Source organism: Arthrobacter sp. 05T444 (assembly GCF_056395905.1).
Map to the genome: position 1 here is coordinate 25,249 of NZ_JBFTKK010000026.1, position 17,364 is coordinate 42,612.

General features: G+C 65.3%; 19 protein-coding genes, 1 tRNA gene and 1 pseudogene. 12 read left to right on the forward strand and 9 right to left on the reverse strand.

The features are described from left to right. Positions 1 to 125: 125 nt before the first annotated feature. Together map and AC1DD3_RS19310 are read left to right on the forward strand one after the other, a co-directional pair. Positions 126 to 893 carry a type I methionyl aminopeptidase gene (gene map / locus AC1DD3_RS19305; RefSeq protein WP_476882302.1) on the forward strand — a complete coding sequence of 256 codons (768 nt, stop codon included), beginning with the start codon at positions 126 to 128 and terminating at the stop codon, positions 891 to 893. An 80-nt stretch (positions 894 to 973) separates the two neighbouring features. Next, positions 974 to 1,879 carry an aldose 1-epimerase family protein gene (locus AC1DD3_RS19310; protein WP_476882303.1) on the forward strand — a complete coding sequence of 302 codons (906 nt, stop codon included), beginning with the start codon at positions 974 to 976 and terminating at the stop codon, positions 1,877 to 1,879. Between the two features lie 8 nt (positions 1,880 to 1,887). On the opposite strand, the gene AC1DD3_RS19315 is transcribed toward AC1DD3_RS19310, so the two are convergent. Beyond that, complete coding sequence (locus AC1DD3_RS19315; RefSeq protein WP_230119741.1) at positions 1,888 to 2,079, reverse strand: hypothetical protein; 192 nt, start codon at positions 2,077 to 2,079, stop codon at positions 1,888 to 1,890. Here AC1DD3_RS19315 and AC1DD3_RS19320 point away from each other — a divergent pair. Then, a pseudogene (locus tag AC1DD3_RS19320) lies at positions 2,012 to 2,275 on the forward strand (hypothetical protein); the annotation flags it as partial. The gene AC1DD3_RS19315 and the pseudogene AC1DD3_RS19320 sit on opposite strands and share 68 nt — an antisense overlap. After that, positions 2,268 to 2,699, forward strand: a complete 432-nt coding sequence (locus AC1DD3_RS19325; protein ID WP_230119710.1) for an SRPBCC family protein — start codon at positions 2,268 to 2,270, stop codon at positions 2,697 to 2,699. The pseudogene AC1DD3_RS19320 and the gene AC1DD3_RS19325, both read left to right, overlap by 8 nt. Positions 2,700 to 2,732: 33 nt before the next feature. Here the strand turns inward: AC1DD3_RS19325 and AC1DD3_RS19330 are convergent, their stop codons facing one another. The 3 genes from AC1DD3_RS19330 to AC1DD3_RS19340 form a co-directional block, all read right to left on the reverse strand. After that, positions 2,733 to 3,200 (reverse strand): LapA family protein, encoded by a 468-nt coding sequence (locus AC1DD3_RS19330; RefSeq protein WP_230119711.1) that lies wholly within the window; start codon positions 3,198 to 3,200, stop codon positions 2,733 to 2,735. A 171-nt stretch (positions 3,201 to 3,371) separates the two neighbouring features. Beyond that, complete coding sequence (locus tag AC1DD3_RS19335) at positions 3,372 to 3,800, reverse strand: hypothetical protein (RefSeq protein WP_476882304.1); 429 nt, start codon at positions 3,798 to 3,800, stop codon at positions 3,372 to 3,374. Between the two features lie 1,375 nt (positions 3,801 to 5,175). After that, positions 5,176 to 5,248, reverse strand: a tRNA-Arg gene (locus AC1DD3_RS19340). Between the two features lie 213 nt (positions 5,249 to 5,461). Here AC1DD3_RS19340 and AC1DD3_RS19345 point away from each other — a divergent pair. The 4 genes from AC1DD3_RS19345 (at position 5,462) to ettA (ending at position 8,508) form a co-directional block, all read left to right on the forward strand. Further along, positions 5,462 to 6,043: a single-stranded DNA-binding protein gene (locus tag AC1DD3_RS19345; RefSeq protein ID WP_230119713.1), complete on the forward strand. Its 582-nt coding sequence runs from the start codon at positions 5,462 to 5,464 to the stop codon at positions 6,041 to 6,043. A 39-nt stretch (positions 6,044 to 6,082) separates the two neighbouring features. Next, entirely contained in the window at positions 6,083 to 6,373 is a 291-nt protein-coding gene (locus AC1DD3_RS19350; RefSeq protein WP_476882305.1) for a hypothetical protein, read from the forward strand. Positions 6,374 to 6,509: 136 nt separating this feature from the next. Continuing rightward, complete coding sequence (locus AC1DD3_RS19355) at positions 6,510 to 6,779, forward strand: DUF6993 domain-containing protein (RefSeq protein WP_476882306.1); 270 nt, start codon at positions 6,510 to 6,512, stop codon at positions 6,777 to 6,779. A gap of 46 nt (positions 6,780 to 6,825) precedes the next feature. Then, on the forward strand, positions 6,826 to 8,508 hold the full coding sequence (gene ettA, locus AC1DD3_RS19360) for an energy-dependent translational throttle protein EttA (protein WP_230119716.1): 1,683 nt from the start codon (positions 6,826 to 6,828) through the stop codon (positions 8,506 to 8,508). A gap of 114 nt (positions 8,509 to 8,622) precedes the next feature. Here ettA and AC1DD3_RS19365 read toward each other — a convergent pair whose 3' ends face one another. Next, positions 8,623 to 9,594, reverse strand: coding sequence for an acyl-CoA thioesterase (locus AC1DD3_RS19365; protein WP_476875636.1), 972 nt, complete (start codon positions 9,592 to 9,594; stop codon positions 8,623 to 8,625). 63 nt (positions 9,595 to 9,657) lie between these two features. On the opposite strand from AC1DD3_RS19365, the gene AC1DD3_RS19370 reads away from it, so the two are divergent. Continuing rightward, positions 9,658 to 10,320 (forward strand): DUF8185 domain-containing protein, encoded by a 663-nt coding sequence (locus tag AC1DD3_RS19370; protein ID WP_476882307.1) that lies wholly within the window; start codon positions 9,658 to 9,660, stop codon positions 10,318 to 10,320. Positions 10,321 to 10,377: 57 nt separating this feature from the next. Here the strand turns inward: AC1DD3_RS19370 and AC1DD3_RS19375 are convergent, their stop codons facing one another. The 4 genes from AC1DD3_RS19375 to pepN form a co-directional block, all read right to left on the reverse strand. Continuing rightward, on the reverse strand, positions 10,378 to 10,836 hold the full coding sequence (locus AC1DD3_RS19375) for a globin (RefSeq protein ID WP_290369779.1): 459 nt from the start codon (positions 10,834 to 10,836) through the stop codon (positions 10,378 to 10,380). A gap of 2 nt (positions 10,837 to 10,838) precedes the next feature. After that, on the reverse strand, positions 10,839 to 11,510 hold the full coding sequence (locus AC1DD3_RS19380) for a mechanosensitive ion channel family protein (protein WP_230119719.1): 672 nt from the start codon (positions 11,508 to 11,510) through the stop codon (positions 10,839 to 10,841). A 106-nt stretch (positions 11,511 to 11,616) separates the two neighbouring features. Continuing rightward, positions 11,617 to 12,096 (reverse strand): OsmC family protein, encoded by a 480-nt coding sequence (locus tag AC1DD3_RS19385; RefSeq protein ID WP_230119720.1) that lies wholly within the window; start codon positions 12,094 to 12,096, stop codon positions 11,617 to 11,619. Positions 12,097 to 12,127: 31 nt separating this feature from the next. After that, positions 12,128 to 14,680, reverse strand: a complete 2,553-nt coding sequence (pepN, locus tag AC1DD3_RS19390) for an aminopeptidase N (protein ID WP_476882308.1) — start codon at positions 14,678 to 14,680, stop codon at positions 12,128 to 12,130. A 133-nt stretch (positions 14,681 to 14,813) separates the two neighbouring features. On the opposite strand from pepN, the gene AC1DD3_RS19395 reads away from it, so the two are divergent. The 3 genes from AC1DD3_RS19395 (at position 14,814) to AC1DD3_RS19405 (ending at position 17,364) form a co-directional block, all read left to right on the forward strand. Further along, the gene (locus AC1DD3_RS19395) at positions 14,814 to 15,830 is read left to right on the forward strand and encodes a hypothetical protein (RefSeq protein ID WP_476882309.1); all 1,017 of its coding nucleotides are present in this window, start codon (positions 14,814 to 14,816) and stop codon (positions 15,828 to 15,830) included. A 104-nt stretch (positions 15,831 to 15,934) separates the two neighbouring features. Further along, complete coding sequence (locus tag AC1DD3_RS19400; RefSeq protein WP_476882310.1) at positions 15,935 to 16,429, forward strand: ribose-5-phosphate isomerase; 495 nt, start codon at positions 15,935 to 15,937, stop codon at positions 16,427 to 16,429. Next, positions 16,429 to 17,364 carry an Fpg/Nei family DNA glycosylase gene (locus AC1DD3_RS19405; protein ID WP_476882311.1) on the forward strand — a complete coding sequence of 312 codons (936 nt, stop codon included), beginning with the start codon at positions 16,429 to 16,431 and terminating at the stop codon, positions 17,362 to 17,364. The genes AC1DD3_RS19400 and AC1DD3_RS19405 overlap by 1 nt, the downstream gene beginning before the upstream one ends.

A 17,364-nucleotide genomic window follows, 5' to 3' on the forward strand; every position in this document is an offset into this window, starting at 1 on the left:
TGAGCCGGGAGCGTCCTTGAGTGGGGAGAGGCCTTGGAGCAGGAAGCGTTCTACAGTAGACAGGATACAAGGCGCTGCCGGCCTGTCCCTGTCAGCGGCACCGCCAAAAGCCCGGAGGCCAGCAGATGTCCATGATCAAAAGCCCTGATGAAATAGCCCTCATGCGTGAAGCGGGGCGCGTGGTGGCCAATGCCCTGGCCGCCGTCCGCCAGGCGGCCGCCGTCGGCGTTTCCCTCAAGGAGCTCGACGGCGTTGCCGCCGCCTCCATTTCTGATGCCGGCGCCACGCCGGCCTTTCTCGACTACAGGCCGCGCTGGGCTTCGGTACCGTTTCCGGGGGTCATCTGCGCCAGCGTGAACGACGCTGTAGTCCACGGGATCCCCAACGGGTACCGGCTTCAGGACGGGGATTTGCTGAGCGTGGACTGCGGCGCCTTCCTTGAGGGCTGGTGCGGCGACGCCGCCGTCAGCTTTGTCGTTGGCACCGTTGATCCCGTTGACCAGGAACTCATCGACGCAACCGACGCGGCGCTGGCCAGGGGCATCGGCGCGGCGCGGGTGGGCAACAAGATGGGTGACCTCGCCTATGCCATCGGTGGCGCGGCCCGCCGCGCGGGCTACGGGCTGCTGGCCGACCATGGAGGTCACGGCATCGGCCGGACCATGCACGCGGAGCCCTCTGTCCCGAACGACGGACGCCCAGGTCGCGGAATCAAGCTGACCGAAGGGCTGGTCATTGCCATCGAGCCAATGCTCATTCTCGGCGGCAAGGGGGACTATTACCACGACGACGACGAATGGACGCTGCGGTCAGCGAACGGCCGCAGGGCAGCCCACAGCGAGCACACGGTGGCCATCACCGCCGACGGCCCGGTAATTCTTACGCTGCCATGACCCTGAATGCCTTCTTTGGTCGAGTGGGGTATTCTGGCTGACGAATTCAGTTAGCGCTAACAACACCTCGTAGGAGTCCCATGCCGGCCACGGAACACAGCATCAGCTTTGGCCCTTATTCAGCCATCGTCACTGAGCGAAGCGGAGCCCTGCGGCAACTGCGGTACGGCGAGCGGGACCTGGTGGTCGGTTTCGGTGCGGCCGGGCCCGTTCCGGACTACCGCGGAGTTGTCTGCGCCCCGTGGCCCAACCGCGTGGCCGACGGCCGCTACAGCCATGGCGGCAGGAGCTTCCAGGCCACTATTAACGAACCGGAGCGCCAGACGAGTCTCCATGGACTGGCGCTGGATGCCCGCTGGACTCTCGCCGGGCGCACAGCCTCATCGGTCAGCCTGACCTGCCAGGTCGATTCCGGTCCTGCCTATCCCGGGCGGCTGCAAATTACGGCGGCCTATGAGCTGGTGGAAGACGGCCTGCACTGCAGGGTCACTGCCACCAACACCGGCGACACCCCGGCACCCTACGGCGTCTGTCCCCATCCCTATCTGGTCGCGGGACCGGCTCCGCTGGATGAGTGGACCCTGGAGCTCCCGGCCGGGGAGTTCCTGGAAGTTACCCCGGACCGGCTGCTGCCGCTTGAGCTGGAATCGGTGGAGGGCCACAAATTCGACTTCCGGACCGAACGCCCCCTGGGAAGCATCCGGATTGACCACGCCTTCACCGGAATCAGCCGCACGGAGTACGGCCTGGCTGCGGTGCGCGTGTTTGACCCTTCAGACACGGGAGTGGAGCTCGAATGGGACGAACGCTGCCCCTGGGTGCAGGTTCACACCGGTGACAAGCCGGTCGGTCCAGACCGGCTCGGTTTGGCGGTCGAGCCGATGACGTGTCCTCCGGACGCGTTCAACTCAGGAACCGATCTCGTGGAGCTGGCACCAGGCTCGTCACACGCAGCGGGCTGGACCATCCGGGCCCTGACTCGCTGACGGCAGGGCTACGCAGCAGCCTCCGAGACTGGCTCGGCGCTGCGGCGAAGCGTTACCTGGCCGGTCACCGGGACTGTGGTGCCGCCGTCGGACGTTGAGCCTCCGGCAGCGGTCCCCAGGACGGCCAGCCGGCCGATCGCTTCGCTGCTGACACGGGGAATGATGGGCGACGGCGTCATCGACTTCGCGACGATCGGCACCTGGGTCCGGGACGCCGGCTACACCGGCGACATGGAGGTGGAAAATCTTCAATCGGGGGATCTGGGACTCCGACGGCGACACAGTCCGCGCGCCAAGAAGGAGCGCTACCGGCGCCTTCCCTTAACAGCGCCGTCCGCAGCGCGTAGGGTGATGCTCACGCGTTGGATGGCAATCAGGAGGCGGGCTGATGAATGAGCGTGGCAAGGATGCGGTGGCGTCCATCGATGTGGCGGCCACACCCCAGCGGGTCTGGAAAGCCCTCACCGACCCCGTCGACGTCAAAGAGTATTTCCTGGGCACGAATGTTTCCTCAACATGGCACGAGGGCGATCCTGTGACCTTTGCGGGGGAGTGGAAGGGGAAGGCCTACGAGGACCGGGGGATAGTTCTGGCGAACAGAGCCAACGAGCTCCTTCGCATCAGCCACTACAGCCCGTTGAGTGGTCTGCCCGACGTCCCGGAGAACTATCACACGGTGGAGTACCGCCTGGCTCCGAGGCCCGAAGGCACCGGCGTCACCATCACTCAGGGCAATAACCGGAGCGACTCCGAGGCGGATGAGTCTGCCAAGCTCTGGGAAACAGTGCTTGGCAACCTCAAGGAGTACCTGGAGCGCTGACGGGGAGAGGGCTCGCCGGCAGCGACGGGATTCTTACCGTTTGCGTGCGGCCAAGGACCGGCGCCGGTGTTCAGCTGCGCGCAGCTGGATGATTCGTGCGGCACCGGCCATTGCCACCAAAACGCCGCCGCCGACGGCCGCTATGAAGAGGGCGATGCCGAGGGCCACTGCACCTTCAAGCCCGAAGAACTTTACCTGAACCAGTTCCTGGTTTTGCAGGATGAACACGATGAGCAGCACAAGGACCACCAGCGCCGAGGCGACCGCGGCCCAGATCATGCCTGCCCGGGTCACCGGACGTTTCGGTTCGGCCATGCCGGCCTGCGGGGCGGAGGTCCCGCCGTAGCTCGGCAGCGGAGATGTGCCGGGCGGGATTTTGTCCTCTTCGGCGGCCGGGCGCCGTCCGTCGAGGGGCGAATGTTCTGTCCCGTCCGAAGGCTGCGCCGGCGGCCGTAACGGTTGTCGCTCGAACGGATCGGGTTCAGATGGACTCTGCCGCATGCTGTGGATCCTTCCTCTTGTCTGTCCCGCAACGGGCCAGGAACGTGGGCGCCGGCGCCACATCACTGTGCCGGCGCCCGGTCTGATCATAGGCACATGTCGCGCCAAGTAATAAGCATGCTTTCCATTAATTGTTCCGCGTGTCGGGTTTGGCGTCCACCCGCCCGCTGGTCAGACTTCGAACATTCCGTGGATCCAGATGTTGGCATTCGCTTTCGCGAGCTCGGACATCGGAACGCGGCGCGCTCCGGTGCGGGTTATCCAAAACCTGTTGTCCTTGGTCGGTGTTTTGACGGCAACCCCGACATTGTCGACAAGGTACAGCGACGTCGATGTGGCCGATATGCCTTCCATGGAGGCTCGTTTGGTAAGGCTCCTCGACGTGACGGAGCCGCCGAAAGGAGAGGGCATGGCGGCGTGCATGCAGGTGATGAGTCCGGTGCCGGCGTTCATTGATGTTGACTGGACGAGTCCGTTGAGGGAAACCCAGGCAGCTCCGTTCCAGGAAACGTAATCGCCGAAGCCGCCCGGCTGTGACGCGAATATCGTCACCGAGTTCAGCCCGACCGAGGCGCCCAGCTGATACCCGGCTGCGGCCAACGTTTCGTCGGGTGCCGCGATGACGGAGCCGACCCGCAGGCCTTCGAACTGAGATTGACGGTGACGGGCATGCCATCGAATGACGTCACGACGGATTCGACTTGAACGGGCATGTGGTTGTCATCGTTGATGAATTTGAAATCCTGTGCCGCTGTTGCGAAGGGCGCAGGCCACCATCCGGTAACGCTTGCCGTCAGTTTTCTGGGACTAAGAAGAAGCCCGCTAGCAAGACTGGGAGCGACGAGGCAGGCAGCTGTAACTGGAGCCCTACCAGATCAAAGCTCGGCTTTGCGAAGCTCTCGGGCGGCCGCCGGGGGGCGTACGGTCGGTGGAATACTCAAAGGATGCAACAACTTGGGGATGATTTGCAGCGCGTTCTGGTCGGTACGCCCAGGGGCAGAAGGCCTTGGATCGCTGCTGCCGTCTCTGTGATGGTGATTGGGCTTCTGCTGCTACTGACCGAGATTCCGCGGGGACCGGCTGTTGAGTTGATTTGCGGATATGCAGCTACATATGTCCTGGTGGGGCTGTTTATGTTCGGGCCCAACATGAGAGATCTTCGCGGCGGACGGATTGTCGGCTTCGCCGGGCCCGGCTTGGTCATGGTGATTCTGTGGGTGCTGGGCACTGGCTATTGGGGCGGACTTTGGCTCCTGGGACTCCCGGCGTGGGCCATCGTTTGCCGTGATTGGACCAGTTACACAACGCGGCAGCGGATTGTCCGGCCCCTCATATTCCTCTTGCTGCTAGCCGTAGCGTCGGCAATCTTTGTCGTCGCCGGCATCTACCCAAACTTCAGCGCATTCTTGTTCCCCCTCATACCCTTAGCGGGCCTTGCCGACCCGAAGTACAGGGCCCGAACCGTCCAAGCTGTCACCGAACTTGCTCTCTCCTTCGCGGTTATAGCAGTGGCCGTGGCCCAACCGTCAAGCGGGTGGGCATGGTCCCCAAGCTATGCAGGTGGAGCTGTTTTGGGTTGCGGACTGGTTCTTGCAGGCATGCTGCGTTGGGCGCCGGCCAGCTCCCTGCCAAAGCGAACCAGTTTCGACGTCGCGTCATAGTCGGACCGTGCTGCCAGCTGGCCATCAGGCCGTCAGGGCTCGGACACCGGAAGCGGAACCTTGAGCGGGTTCTTTTCGTGTGGTTTCGTCTCGTCTCCGCGGATCTAGTCGTTGAAAATCGTCGATCGTTCGGGCCGCGAGGGTCGCCTCTGATGACTAAACAGAGATGCTGTTACCTTCAAATCGAACGCGTTGCGACGATGGTCGGAAACCGCATAACCAGCCCAGACAAAGAAAAACACCCCGGTCCGAAGACCGGGGTGTCAACGATGACCCGATACATCCGTAAAGGATGTCTCGACTCACCACACAAGTGCCCCAGGAGGGAATCGAACCCCCGACCGGCGGATTAGAAGGCCGCTGCTCTATCCCCTGAGCTACTGGGGCCTGTGGCCGCCCGGCAGATTCCGGGTTGCCTCAAAAAGTTTACATTGACTTTCGCCCAGGTGTCGGCATGGGCCGGGACGGTTTTCCCGATCCTCCGCCGGCGGCCGGACCCGGGTTATCCACATACGGCAGTTGGGCTCTCCCCGTTGCCGCGCCGCCGACTGATGCTGGGAGTGCCTGCTAGGGCAAGACACATCGAGACAGGACACCAAGATGACCGACAACATCACTGTCCGCGGCTTCGTTGCCTCGGAAATCAGGAGCTCCACCACACCAGGAGGCGTCGCAACAGCCTCCTTCCGCCTCGGGTCCACGGACCGCCGTTACGACCGCGCAAGCAGCACCTGGGTAGATGGCAACACCAACTGGTTCACCATCCAGGGGTATCGCCAGCTGGCCGGGAACATCGGGTGCAGCATCAAGAAGGGCCAGCGGGTCATCATCGTCGGACGGCTGAAGATGCGGAGCTGGGAAAAGGACGGCCGAATCTACCATGTGGCGGAGATCGATGCTGAGTCCGTGGGCCACGATCTTATGTGGGGCTCGGCCAACTTCACCCGGACGGCGGGAATCAACTCCCAGCCTGCCGTGGCGGCCGGCGTGGTTGGCAGCGAACACGACGGCCACGGTGACGGAAACGGTTCAGAGCCATCAGACCGCGACGAAGCTGGGTCTGATGAGGAAGGGGACGAGGACGACGGCGGCGACGCGGCAGGCATCTTCATCGACGACACCACCGGGGAAACCATGCAGCTCGACTCCGATACCGGCGAGCTCACCGGAGCCGCAGCCTGACCGGCGGAGCCATGCGGCACCGTACCCCCGCGGTGCCGCATGGCAGAATGGCAGCGTGAGACGACCCAGGATATTCCAATCGACCACCCGACTCTTGGGCTCCTGCAGCAGGGTACCCGTCAGGGCATCGGTCGGAACATCGAGCAGAGCTTCGAGCACAACCTCGAGCAGAACGTCCAGCAGGACGTCGCTAATGGCATCCGTACGGATCACGTTTACCGCGCTTCTGCTCGGAGCCATGGCTGCCTGCAGTTCCGGAACCGCCCAGCAGCCCGGTCTCGGCGCAGCGGGGGCTACCAGCCAGTCATCCGCTCCGTCCGCCGCGGCTAGCCCGCCGCGATCTGCCCGCTCCTCGCAGGCGCCTTCTGCGGCAGCCGGCCAGGCATCACGGGCTACGGAGACGCCCGGTACGGAGACGCCCGGTACGGAGACGCCCGGTACGGCGACGGCCAAGATGCAAAAGACAATGTCTGAGACGCTGGGCGTCGTCGCCTCGGGAACCCCTAAACCCGAAGCCGAGCAGGTCAGGCAAGCGCTGACCGCCGCGGGAGTCCCGGCTGCCACCCTTGAGGTTTCGGCGGGCCGAACGCCCACCGGCCTGGACGTTGATTCCATCGAGGCGGCGGCGGTGCAGGGCAAGGACTGCGTCATTGGCCAGATCCGCGACGGCAAAGTGACGATTGCGGTGCTGCCCGTCCTGGCGGGCGGGAAGTGCTTCGTGGGGCCCCAAGCCTGACGTCCCGAATGTGAGATATACCCGTCAACCCACTAGATTTGGAACCATGGCGGAATTTATCTACACAATGACCAAGGCCCGTAAGGCTGTTGGCGAAAAACTTATTCTCGACGACGTAAGCATGTCCTTCTTTCCGGGCGCCAAGATCGGCGTTGTTGGCCCCAACGGTGCCGGTAAGTCCACCATCCTGAAAATCATGGCAGGCCTGGACACCCCCTCCAACGGTGAAGCCCGGCTGAGCCCCGGCTACTCCGTGGGCATCCTGCTCCAGGAGCCGCCGCTCAATGAGGAAAAGACAGTCCTGGGCAACGTCCAGGAAGGCGTTGGCGAGATCTACGGCAAGATCCAGCGTTTCAATGAGATCTCCGAGGAGATGGCCAACCCTGACGCGGACTACGACACCCTGCTGGAGGAAATGGGCCACCTGCAGGAAGCCATCGATGCCGCCGACGCCTGGGACCTCGATTCCCAGCTGGAGCAGGCCATGGATGCCCTCCGTTGCCCGCCGGCCGACGCTGACGTGACCCTCCTTTCCGGCGGTGAGCGCCGCCGTGTGGCGCTCTGCAAGCTGCTTCTGCAGAAGCCGGACCTGCTCCTCCTTGACGAGCCCACCAACCACCTTGACGCCGAGAGCGTGCTCTGGCTGGAACAGCACCTGTCCAGCTATGCAGGCGCAGTCCTTGCTGTCACCCACGACAGGTACTTCCTGGACCACGTCGCCGAGTGGATCGCTGAAGTGGACCGCGGCCACCTCTACCCTTATGAAGGCAACTACTCCACCTACCTGGAGAAGAAGCGCGCCCGCCTCGAAGTCCAGGGCAAGAAGGACGCCAAGCAGGCCAAGCGCCTTACCGAGGAACTGGAATGGGTCCGCTCCAACGCCAAGGGCCGTCAGACCAAATCCAAGGCCCGCCTGGCCCGCTACGAGGAAATGGCGGCCGAGGCTGACCGCACGCGGAAACTGGACTTTGAGGAAATCCAGATCCCGCCGGGCCCCCGCCTGGGCGGCCTGGTTCTGGAAGCCAAGAACCTGCAGAAGGGCTTCGACGACCGCACCCTGATCGACGGACTGTCCTTCTCCCTGCCCCGCAACGGCATCGTCGGCGTCATCGGCCCCAACGGTGTCGGCAAGTCGACGCTCTTCAAGACCATCGTTGGCCTGGAGCCTCTCGACGGCGGCGAGCTGAAGATCGGTGACTCCGTCAAGATCTCCTATGCGGACCAGAGCCGCGGCGGCATCGATCCCAACAAGACCCTCTGGGAGGTCGTTTCCGACGGACTGGACTTCATCCAGGTCGGCCATGTTGAAATGCCGTCCCGCGCCTACGTTGCCGCCTTCGGCTTCAAAGGCCCGGACCAGCAGAAAAAAGCGGGCGTGCTCTCCGGCGGTGAGCGAAACCGTCTGAACCTCGCGCTGACCCTCAAGCAGGGCGGCAACCTGCTGCTCCTCGACGAACCGACCAACGACCTCGACGTCGAAACCCTCAGCAGCCTCGAAAACGCGCTGCTGGAATTCCCCGGCTGCGCCGTGGTGGTCTCACACGACCGCTGGTTCCTGGACCGGGTTGCCACGCACATCCTCGCCTACGAAGGCGACGAGGAGAACCCGTCCAAGTGGTACTGGTTCGAGGGTAACTTCGAATCCTACGAGGAGAACAAGGTGGAGCGTCTCGGCCCCGACGCCGCTAAGCCCCACCGCGTTACGCACCGCCGCCTCACCCGCGACTAGCAATACGCGACTAAGCGTTAAGCCGCAAAGGCCGGTTCCCCGAAGGGAACCGGCCTTTCGCATGCGCGTGAGGCGACGCCGTGCCCGCAGCAGCCCGCAGGACCGTAATCCCGCTCAGGCTTTGCGTATCTGGTGCTGCAGGACTTTGGACTGGAAGGCGCCGGCAACCTTGCTCTTCAGGTCCGTCGGCACCCTGACCATGCCCTCCTGGGCCACGGACGCCACGTGCAGCCCCTCTCGGCTAAAGATCTTGCCGGTGGCGAGCCCCCGGGCCCCCTGGGCGCTCGGTGACTCCTGGACATACAGCAGCCACTCGTCCACCCGCACCGGCCGGTGCCACCACATGGCGTGGTCCAGGCTGGCCACGCTCATGCCGGGCGTGATCCAGCTGAGCCCGTGCTTGCGCAGAATGGACTCGAGCAGAGTGTAGTCGCTGGCATAGGCCAAGGCGGCACGGTGCGTGTTGGCGTCGTCCGGCATGGGGCTGAAGGTCTTCATCCAGACCGCGTTGCGGGCTTCCTTCTGACCCGTGGCCGCAACGTAGAGCGCGGGGTCCACGTGGCGGATGTCGAAGGGACGCTCATACGCCCAGTGCCTGGCCACCGGGTGGTCGAACTTCCCCAGGAGGTCTGCGGTGCTGGGGAGCGTTTCCGGATCCGGAATTCCCCGGGGCATTTCCGACTGGTGTTCGATACCCTCGTCCTCGGCTTGGAATGAGGCGATCATCGAGAGGATCGGCGAACCGTCCTGGTACGCGTGGACCCGGCGCGCCGAGAAGGACCGGCCGTCCCGCAGCCGCTGCACGCCGAAGGTGATGGGCTTGTTAGCGTCACCAGGGCGCAGGAAATAACCGTGCATGGAGTGCACCGTCCGCTCGGCGTCCACGGTCCGCATCCCTGCGATGAGGGACTGGGCCAGCACCTGGCCGCCGAAGACCCGCTGGTGCGGCTGCCGCTGCGACGGGCCCATGAAGATGTCCTCGTCGGTGCGGGCGCCCTCAAGCTCGCCAAGATCAAGCAGTTCGATCAGGGAAGTCGTGGGGTCGTTCGTGGGCAGTTCCTGCAATCCGGCGTCCGCTTCAGTCATGGTTTGACTCTAGACGTCGCCCCGGCACCGCTCAACCGAGGCTCAGCCGGTAGTGTTCTTAATGTGTCTGATCTTCTCACCCAGTCCTTCCGCTTCGCCGATCCCCGCGACCTCGCTGATCTTCGGACGTATGCCACCCGCGCCAAGGCCATCGACGACGGCGCCATCCGGCTCCAGGCCGCAGGGTCAGTCCTCGCCGCGTACGTCTGCGTGCTCCGCCCCAGGATCCTGGGGGAGTCCACGCCCACCATCCTCGGCCTGCGGACGGTGGCCCTGGCGGAGCCGTCCGCAACGGATGTCACGGTGCCGCTGGCAGCCGTCCTTGACAGGCTCGCCCGGGCGGGGGAGAACGACGCCGAGCTGCCGGTCCCGCCGTCGACCGTCACCGAATCGTGGGCGGGTGTCGGAGCCCCCCGCAGCGGCTGGGAGCTGATCGGATCCGTTCCCGACGCCGAACTGCGGAAGACCGCCGAAGCGGGAATCGCCGAGGTCGCCGGACTCGTACCGGACAAGCCCGGCGCCCTTATTGTCAACAACGCCCGCGCCGCAGTCTGGGGGCGCGAGCTGGACGGCAGGTCGGGGCTTCCCGCCGGCGCGGCCTTCGCCGCACTCGCACTCGGCTTCCTCGGCGACGACGAGCAGCGCCTCTACCGTGCCGGGCGCTGGTTCCGACTCAGTGGCAGCCGCGGGCACGTCCTGGCGAGGACGGGTGCCGGCCTGTCCTAGCCGGCCGCCTTCGCCAGAATCGGTCAGGGAGTGCCTCAGTCCAAGGCCTACGGGTTCCTAGGACCCTGACGGGCTGTTGACCATGGAGAGCGCGGCACGCTCCATGTAGTCCCACAGGGTTCCCTCGTAGAGCGGGGGCAGCTGCAGGGCGTCCACGGCAGCGCGCATGTGGTGCAGCCAGCGGTCCTTGGCCTCAGGTGTGACCTGGAAGGGTATGTGGCGCATTCGCAGCCGCGGGTGGCCGCGTTCTTCGCCGTAGGTGGTGGGGCCGCCCCAGTACTGCTCAAGGAACATCAGGAACCGCCGCTTGGCCGGGCCAAGATCCTCTTCCGGGTACATGGGACGCAGGAGCGGATCGGTTGCCACGCCGTCGTAGAACACGTCGATGAGTTTTACGAACGTTTCGTGCCCGCCCACGGCGTCGAAAAAGTTGTCCGTGTAGCCCGGCTGGCTGAAGGGATCATTGCGCATCAGCTGCCTGGGCGCGCCGGGTTCGGATGGTGTGGGACTGGTCATGGCTATTCTCCGGCCTTCTGCTGCGGTCCGTGCTGGGCTTCGGCCTCGAGCGGCCCGTCTCCTGGCTCATCGGCGGGAGCCACGTAGTTGCCCTGCGACCGGTTTCCGACGCGGAGGATCTCACCGTTGCGCAGGTACCAGATCGCACCATTGTCGTCGCGGACGCGGGTAATCCTCAGGCCAATCGACTCCACGACGCCCACGACTTCGCTGGTCTCGATGATGTCACCGATCCCGTACTGGTCCTCGATCGTGATGAAGATGCCGGCCAGGAAGTCGCGGATCAGCTGCTGGGCGCCAAAGCCGATGGCGATGCCGAGGATACCGACGCTGGTCAGCAGCGGCGCCACGTCGACGTCGAGATTCTTGAGCACGTAGATGCTGGTGATGACCGCGATGACCACCCCCACCACACTGTTCAGCAGCGATCCGATGGTATTGGCCCGCTGGACCCGCCGCTCATGGTCCAGGGCCCGCAGCGCGGGGGCGACCCACTTGAAGTGGGGCTTCTTGAACAGCGCTGTTCCGCTGGCGACCCGCTTGGTGATCCGTGAGATCACGAAGCTTGCCAGCAGCCACAGGATGATGCCCGCGCCGAGGCTGATCGCGATTCCGGCGACGTCGAACCCGGTGGGTTCCAGCGAGGCCGAAGGCGTTGTAAACATGCTGTACATCTGCAGGGATGCTCCTTGTTGCTCTCCGGCGCCAGCCGGATTTCCCCGCCGGCGTTCGCGGCGGCTGGACTCGTTCCCTTTTAAGCCTAGCGGGGTATGCCGGTGGCTAGCTTCCTGCCGCTGTGGTAACGGGAACGTGCATTACGGGGAAATTTACGCTGCGGGCGATGAAACAAACCTGGTTGGCCTGCCGGTGCATCTCCTCGGCGAGCCCCACGTGGACAGGATCACCCACTTCCACACGCGGATGGAGCGTCACGTTTTCGAACTGGCCGCTTCCGTCGCGGTTGACGCGCATGAGGCCGGAGGCATTGTCCTCATAGGACAGGACGACGACGCCGTGCCGCACCGCGACGTGCAGGAAGGACAGCATGTGGCACTGCGCCAGCGCCGTGAGCAGCAGCTGCTCCGGGTTGTACCGCGAGCGGTCGCCGTGGAATGTGGGGTCGGCCGAGCCCTTGAGGACCGGCAGCCCGGGAATCTCGACGTCGTGGTCCCGGGAATACTCCCGATACGACGACGTGCCGCTTCCAAGGTTGCCGGTCCATCGAACAGTCAGCGAATAGTGATGCTCGTCAAGGGCCATGCCGCCAGTTTAGATGCCTGCGGGCCGTCGCCTAGACGTCAGCTGCACGTGCCCGCAAGGCCCGGGCAACGCCGTCGCGGTTTTCCAGCATCATGCGGCGCAGCGCCGCGCTGTCCTCGGGAAGCGCCGCGAGGAACTCGTCCGTCCGGTCCACGGTGGCCTGGGTGGTCAGCTGTGCCGGGTAAAGCCCGACGACGATCTGCTGGGCCAGTGCATTGGTGCGCTGGGCGACAATCCCCGGTACGGCGTCGAAGTACTTCCCGGCATAGGGCTCAAGCAGTTCCGTGTCCAGCACCCGCGTGAAGCCGGCGACGGCCGAGGCCTGAATGGCGTTGGACAGCTCGCCCTTTTCCACGATGGATTCCCAGGCCGCCGCCTTGGCCTCGGGGGTGGGGATGGCAGCCTTGGCCAGCGCGGCCGCGTTCTGGCCGCTGGAGGTGTTGTCCCGCTGCAGCTCGGCGTCGATCTGCTCCTGGCCCATCCGTCCGCCCACCACGAGTGCTGCCAGGAGTTCCCACCGCAGGTCCTGGTCCACCGTCAGCCCGGGCAGCGCGACGGAGCCGTCCAGCAGCCCGGCAACCGCGTCCAGCTGCTGTTCGCTTCGGGCCAGCAGAGCGTAGGACTTGATGAACTGGAGCTGGGCATCGGATCCGCCCGGCACCGTCGAGGCGAGATCCCAAAGCCTGTCTCCGGCTGCCACGATGGTGGCCTCACGGTGTTCCCCGGCCACGTAGAAAGTAAGCGTGGTGGCCAGCTGACGCAGCTGCACAAGGATCACCGACGAGTCACTTTCAGAGGCGATGTTGGCCAGGATCAGGTCCACGTAGCCGCGCGCTGGCGTCTCGCCGTCGCGGGCAGCGTCCCAGGCCGATCCCCAGACGAGCGTGCGGGGCAGGCTCTCCCGGAAGTCCTTCAGGTGCGACTTGGCCGTGGCCAGCGATTTTTCGTCCAGCCGGACCTTGGCGTAGGCGAGGTCGTCGTCGTTGAGCAGGATGAGGTCCGGCCGCCGCAGCCCCGCCAGCGCTGCCACCTCGGTGCGTTCGCCGTCGATGTCGAGCTCCTCGCGGTGGACGCGCTCCAGCTTGCCGTCGTCTGTGACGTCGTAGAAACCCACGGCGAGCCGGTGCGGGCGGAGGGTCGGCTGCGCGGCAACGGCTGACTGCAGGATGGCGAAACCGGTGATGGTGCCGTCCGCGTCCACTGTCAGTTCGGGCTGGAGCGTGTTCACCCCTGCGGTTTCGAGCCAGAGGCGGCCCCATCGGTCCAGGTCACGTCCACTTGCTTTCTCCAGTTCACTCATCAGGTCGCCCAGCTCGGTGTTGCCCCAGGCATGCTTGGCGAAGTACTCCCTGACACCGGACATGAACTGCTCCGGGCCCACCCATGCCACCAGCTGCCGCAGCACGGAAGCACCTTTGGCGTAGGTGATGCCGTCGAAGTTGACCTCCACGTCCTGAAGGTCGTTGATCTCGGCGAAGATCGGGTGTGTGGTGGGGAGCTGGTCCTGGCGGTAGGCCCACGACTTTTCCACCGACGCGAAGGTGGTCCATGCGCTCTGGAACTTGGTGTTCTCTACTGCGGCGAGGTGGGACATGTATTCGGCAAAGGATTCATTGAGCCAGAGGTCATTCCACCAGCGCATGGTGACGAGGTCGCCGAACCACATGTGCGCCAGCTCGTGCAGGACGGTGATGGCGCGGCGCTCCACCTGCGCTTCGGGGACCTTCCCGCGGAAGACGTAGCCCTCCAGGATGGTCACGGCCCCGGCATTCTCCATGGCGCCGGCGTTGAACTCCGGCACGAACAGCTGGTCGTACTTTTCAAACGGGTACGGGCAGCCGAACTGCGCCTCGAAGAACTCAAACCCCTGGCGGGTCAGTTCAAAGATGTTGTCAGCGTCCAGGTACTGCATCAAAGACTTGCGGGCGAACACGCCGAGCGGAATGACGCGGCCGTCGGATCCCGTGACGTCGCTGCGCACCGACTGGTACGGCCCGGCGATCAGGGCCGTCACGTAGGAGGAGAGCCGCGGCGTGGGGGTGAATTCCCAGACCGAGCGGGCGCCGCCGTCTGCTCCGGGCGAAGTTTCCACCGGCGACGGCGTGGGGGAGTTGGAGACGACGTCCCAGTGTGACGGTGCCGTCACTGTGAACTTGAACGTCGCCTTGAGGTCCGGCTGCTCGAACACAGCGAACATGCGGCGCGAATCCGGCACCTCGAACTGCGTGTAGAGGTAGACCTCACCGTCCACGGGATCAACGAAACGGTGGAGCCCCTCTCCGGTGTTCATGTAGGGGGTGTCCGCCACCACGGTGAGCTCGTTTTGCGCGGAGAGGTCCGCCAGTCGGATGCGGATGCCGTCGGAGACCGCCGCAGGGTCCAGTTCGCGGCCATTCAGGGTCACGCTGTGAACGGTCTCGGTCACGGCGTCAATGAAGCCGGAGGACCCGGGGGCAGCGCTGAACTTTACGGTGGTGGTGGAGCCGAAGACCTTCCCGCCCCTGGTCAGGTCCAGGCGGACATCGTAGGACTCGACGGCGATCAGATCGGCGCGCTCACGTGCTTCGGCGCGCGTCAGGTTCATTCCTGGCAAGGTTGGGCCTCCTGAGGGGTGGTGGGTCGTTACTGTGAAGCCATTGTTTCATTTCCCGGTTCTTTGGCAAGTTGCGTGGATCACTTTCCCGGTCCCGGCGGCGCCGCAGGGGTAGCGTTAACGCATGGGAAAGTTCCTCGATTCGGTGGACATCAAAGCGCTGCGCTTCGCAGTAGGGTTTCCCGTCCTGCTTGCGGCTGCCTTTGCGCTGAGCGCCGCATTTCTGCGTCCCGACCTTCCGGAACCGCTGGCGGTCCGCTGGAACGACGACGGCGGCATCAGCTTTGCGCCGTTTGCCGCCTACGTGGGGGTCGGGGCCGCGATGATCGTGGCCGTCGGCTGGCTCGTTCTCCTGCAGGCTGTCCCTGTTTCCCGGCCCACGGTGATGCGCCGCATCATGATGGGGGCCGGCCTGACGGTGAGCCTGTTCGTGACGAGCGTCCTGGCCGCCGGCCTGGTGGGACAGGCGGGCCTGGCCGACGCTCGGGAATCCCGGGTGGACCTCATCGTGCTGGCCATGGGCAGCGGCGCCGCTCTTTCGCTCGGCGTCATCCTGGGATTCGTTTTCAAGGCGGACCAGCAGTGGACGCCGGAGGACGACCGGGCCCTCCGGCACGCCCTGGAGCTTGAGCTCGACCCCGAGTTGGCCAGCGATTCGATCAGGCTATGGGTGCACGCCCGCAGCTCTGTCTTTGTCATGATCGGTATCGCCAGCCTGTTCCCGGCGTCCCTTGTTTCGATTGCCGTTCCCTGGCTGGGTGCACTGTTGGTTGCTGCGGCCCTTGTCGGCGCTGCCTTCCTCTTCGCCCGAGTCACCGCAGACCGCAGCGGGCTGCGGGTTTTCGTTGCCGGAATACTGAGGGTGGTGAACATTCCGGCGGAGGCCATCTCGGCGGCCGCTCCGGCGGACGTCCGCGCCGCCGACTACGGCGGCTGGGGCTACCGCCACCACGGCGGAACAGCAGCTGTGCTCGTGAGCAGTGGGCCCGCCGTCGTGGTCCGCAAGACCGACGGCCACCGGCTGGCGGTGAGTGGCGGAAACCCTGCCTCGGCAGAGCGCCTCGCTGAAGTACTGACGCGCGTGGCCGCGCGTGCCCGGCGCGAGGGCCGCTCTCCTTCCCAGGGCGATGCCGGCGCGTAATTTGCACGACATCACGGGAACCGGACCTAGTACTCTTGGACCTGTTGATTTGACCTGTACCAGCCCGGCCGCGCCCCGGTGCTCATGACTGAACGGAAGCCACCGTGACCACAACTCCTGCATACCCGCGGGTCCACATCGCCACCGACCACGCCGGCATGGAGCTGAGCGCCCACCTGGTCAGCCACCTGTCGGCCAAGGGTTACGACGTGGTGGACCACGGGCCGAAGGAATACGACGCACTGGACGACTATCCGTCGTTCTGCATCAACGCTGCGCTCGCTGTCGTGGCGGACCAAGAGGCGGGAGTCCACTCCCTCGGCATCGTGCTGGGCGGCTCCGGAAACGGCGAACAGATCGCTGCGAACAAGGTCAGGGGTGTCCGCGCTGCCCTTGCCTGGAACCATTCCACGGCCACCCTGGCCCGGCAGCACAACGACGCCAACGTCGTCGCCGTTGGGGGACGGCAGCACAGCGTTGACGAGGCCACCGCCCTGATCGAGGCATTCCTGGAGGAACCCTTCAGCAACGACGAGCGCCACATCCGCCGCATCGGAAAGATCGCCGCCTACGAAACCAGCGGCGAGGTCATCGAGTAGTGCCCGAGGGGCATTCCATCCACCGGCTGGCTCGCCAGTTCGGTGACGTATTCGCTGGCGGACGGCTCGCCGTCTCCAGCCCCCAGGGCCGCTTCGCCGCGGGCGCAGCTCTGCTTAACGGCCACACTCTGGTCAACGCCGACGCTCACGGGAAGCACCTGTTCCTGCACTTCGAGCACGGAATGGTGCTGCACGTCCACCTGGGACTCTACGGCGCCTGGGACTTCGGCGGCGACGGCGAGTTCCGCGGCGCGTCCAGCATCGGCGCGCCCCGCAGGGTGGGGGAGCGTGAGGTGGCCGGCGAAACCGGCGTGGACCTGCCCGCGTACGCCGGCCCGCCGGCGCCTGTGGGTGCCGTGCGGGTGCGGCTGGCAGGCGAACACGGCTGGGCAGATTTGCGCGGCGCCACCACGTGTGCGGCCATCACGGAGGACGAAGCGGCGGCGGTCCTCGGGAGGCTCGGCCCCGATCCGCTTCACAATCCGGGTCCGCTGGGCACTCCGTATCCCCTGAATGAAGCGAACGTCAACCGTGAAGACTTCGTCCAGCGGGTTCTGGGGCGCAGAACGCCGGTGGCGACGCTGCTGATGGACCAGAAGGTGATTGCCGGCGTCGGGAATGTGTACCGGGCCGAGGTGCTCTTCCGCCAGCGGCTTGACCCCCTGCTCCCGGGCCGGGCGCTCACGGCAGCCGTTGCAGGCCGCATCTGGGATGACACAGCCGCCGTGATGTCCGACGGCGTCCGCGATGGCCGGATCATCACCACAACCCCCGGCTTCTGGAGCGATAAGACCTCGCTGCCGCCCACGGAGGAAGCACATTTCGTCTACCGGCGGCACGGGCAGCCGTGCCGGGTGTGCGGCACTCCGGTGGCTCTCGCAGAGCATGCCGCCCGCAAGCTCTACTGGTGCCCGCTGTGCCAAAGCTCGGCGTGA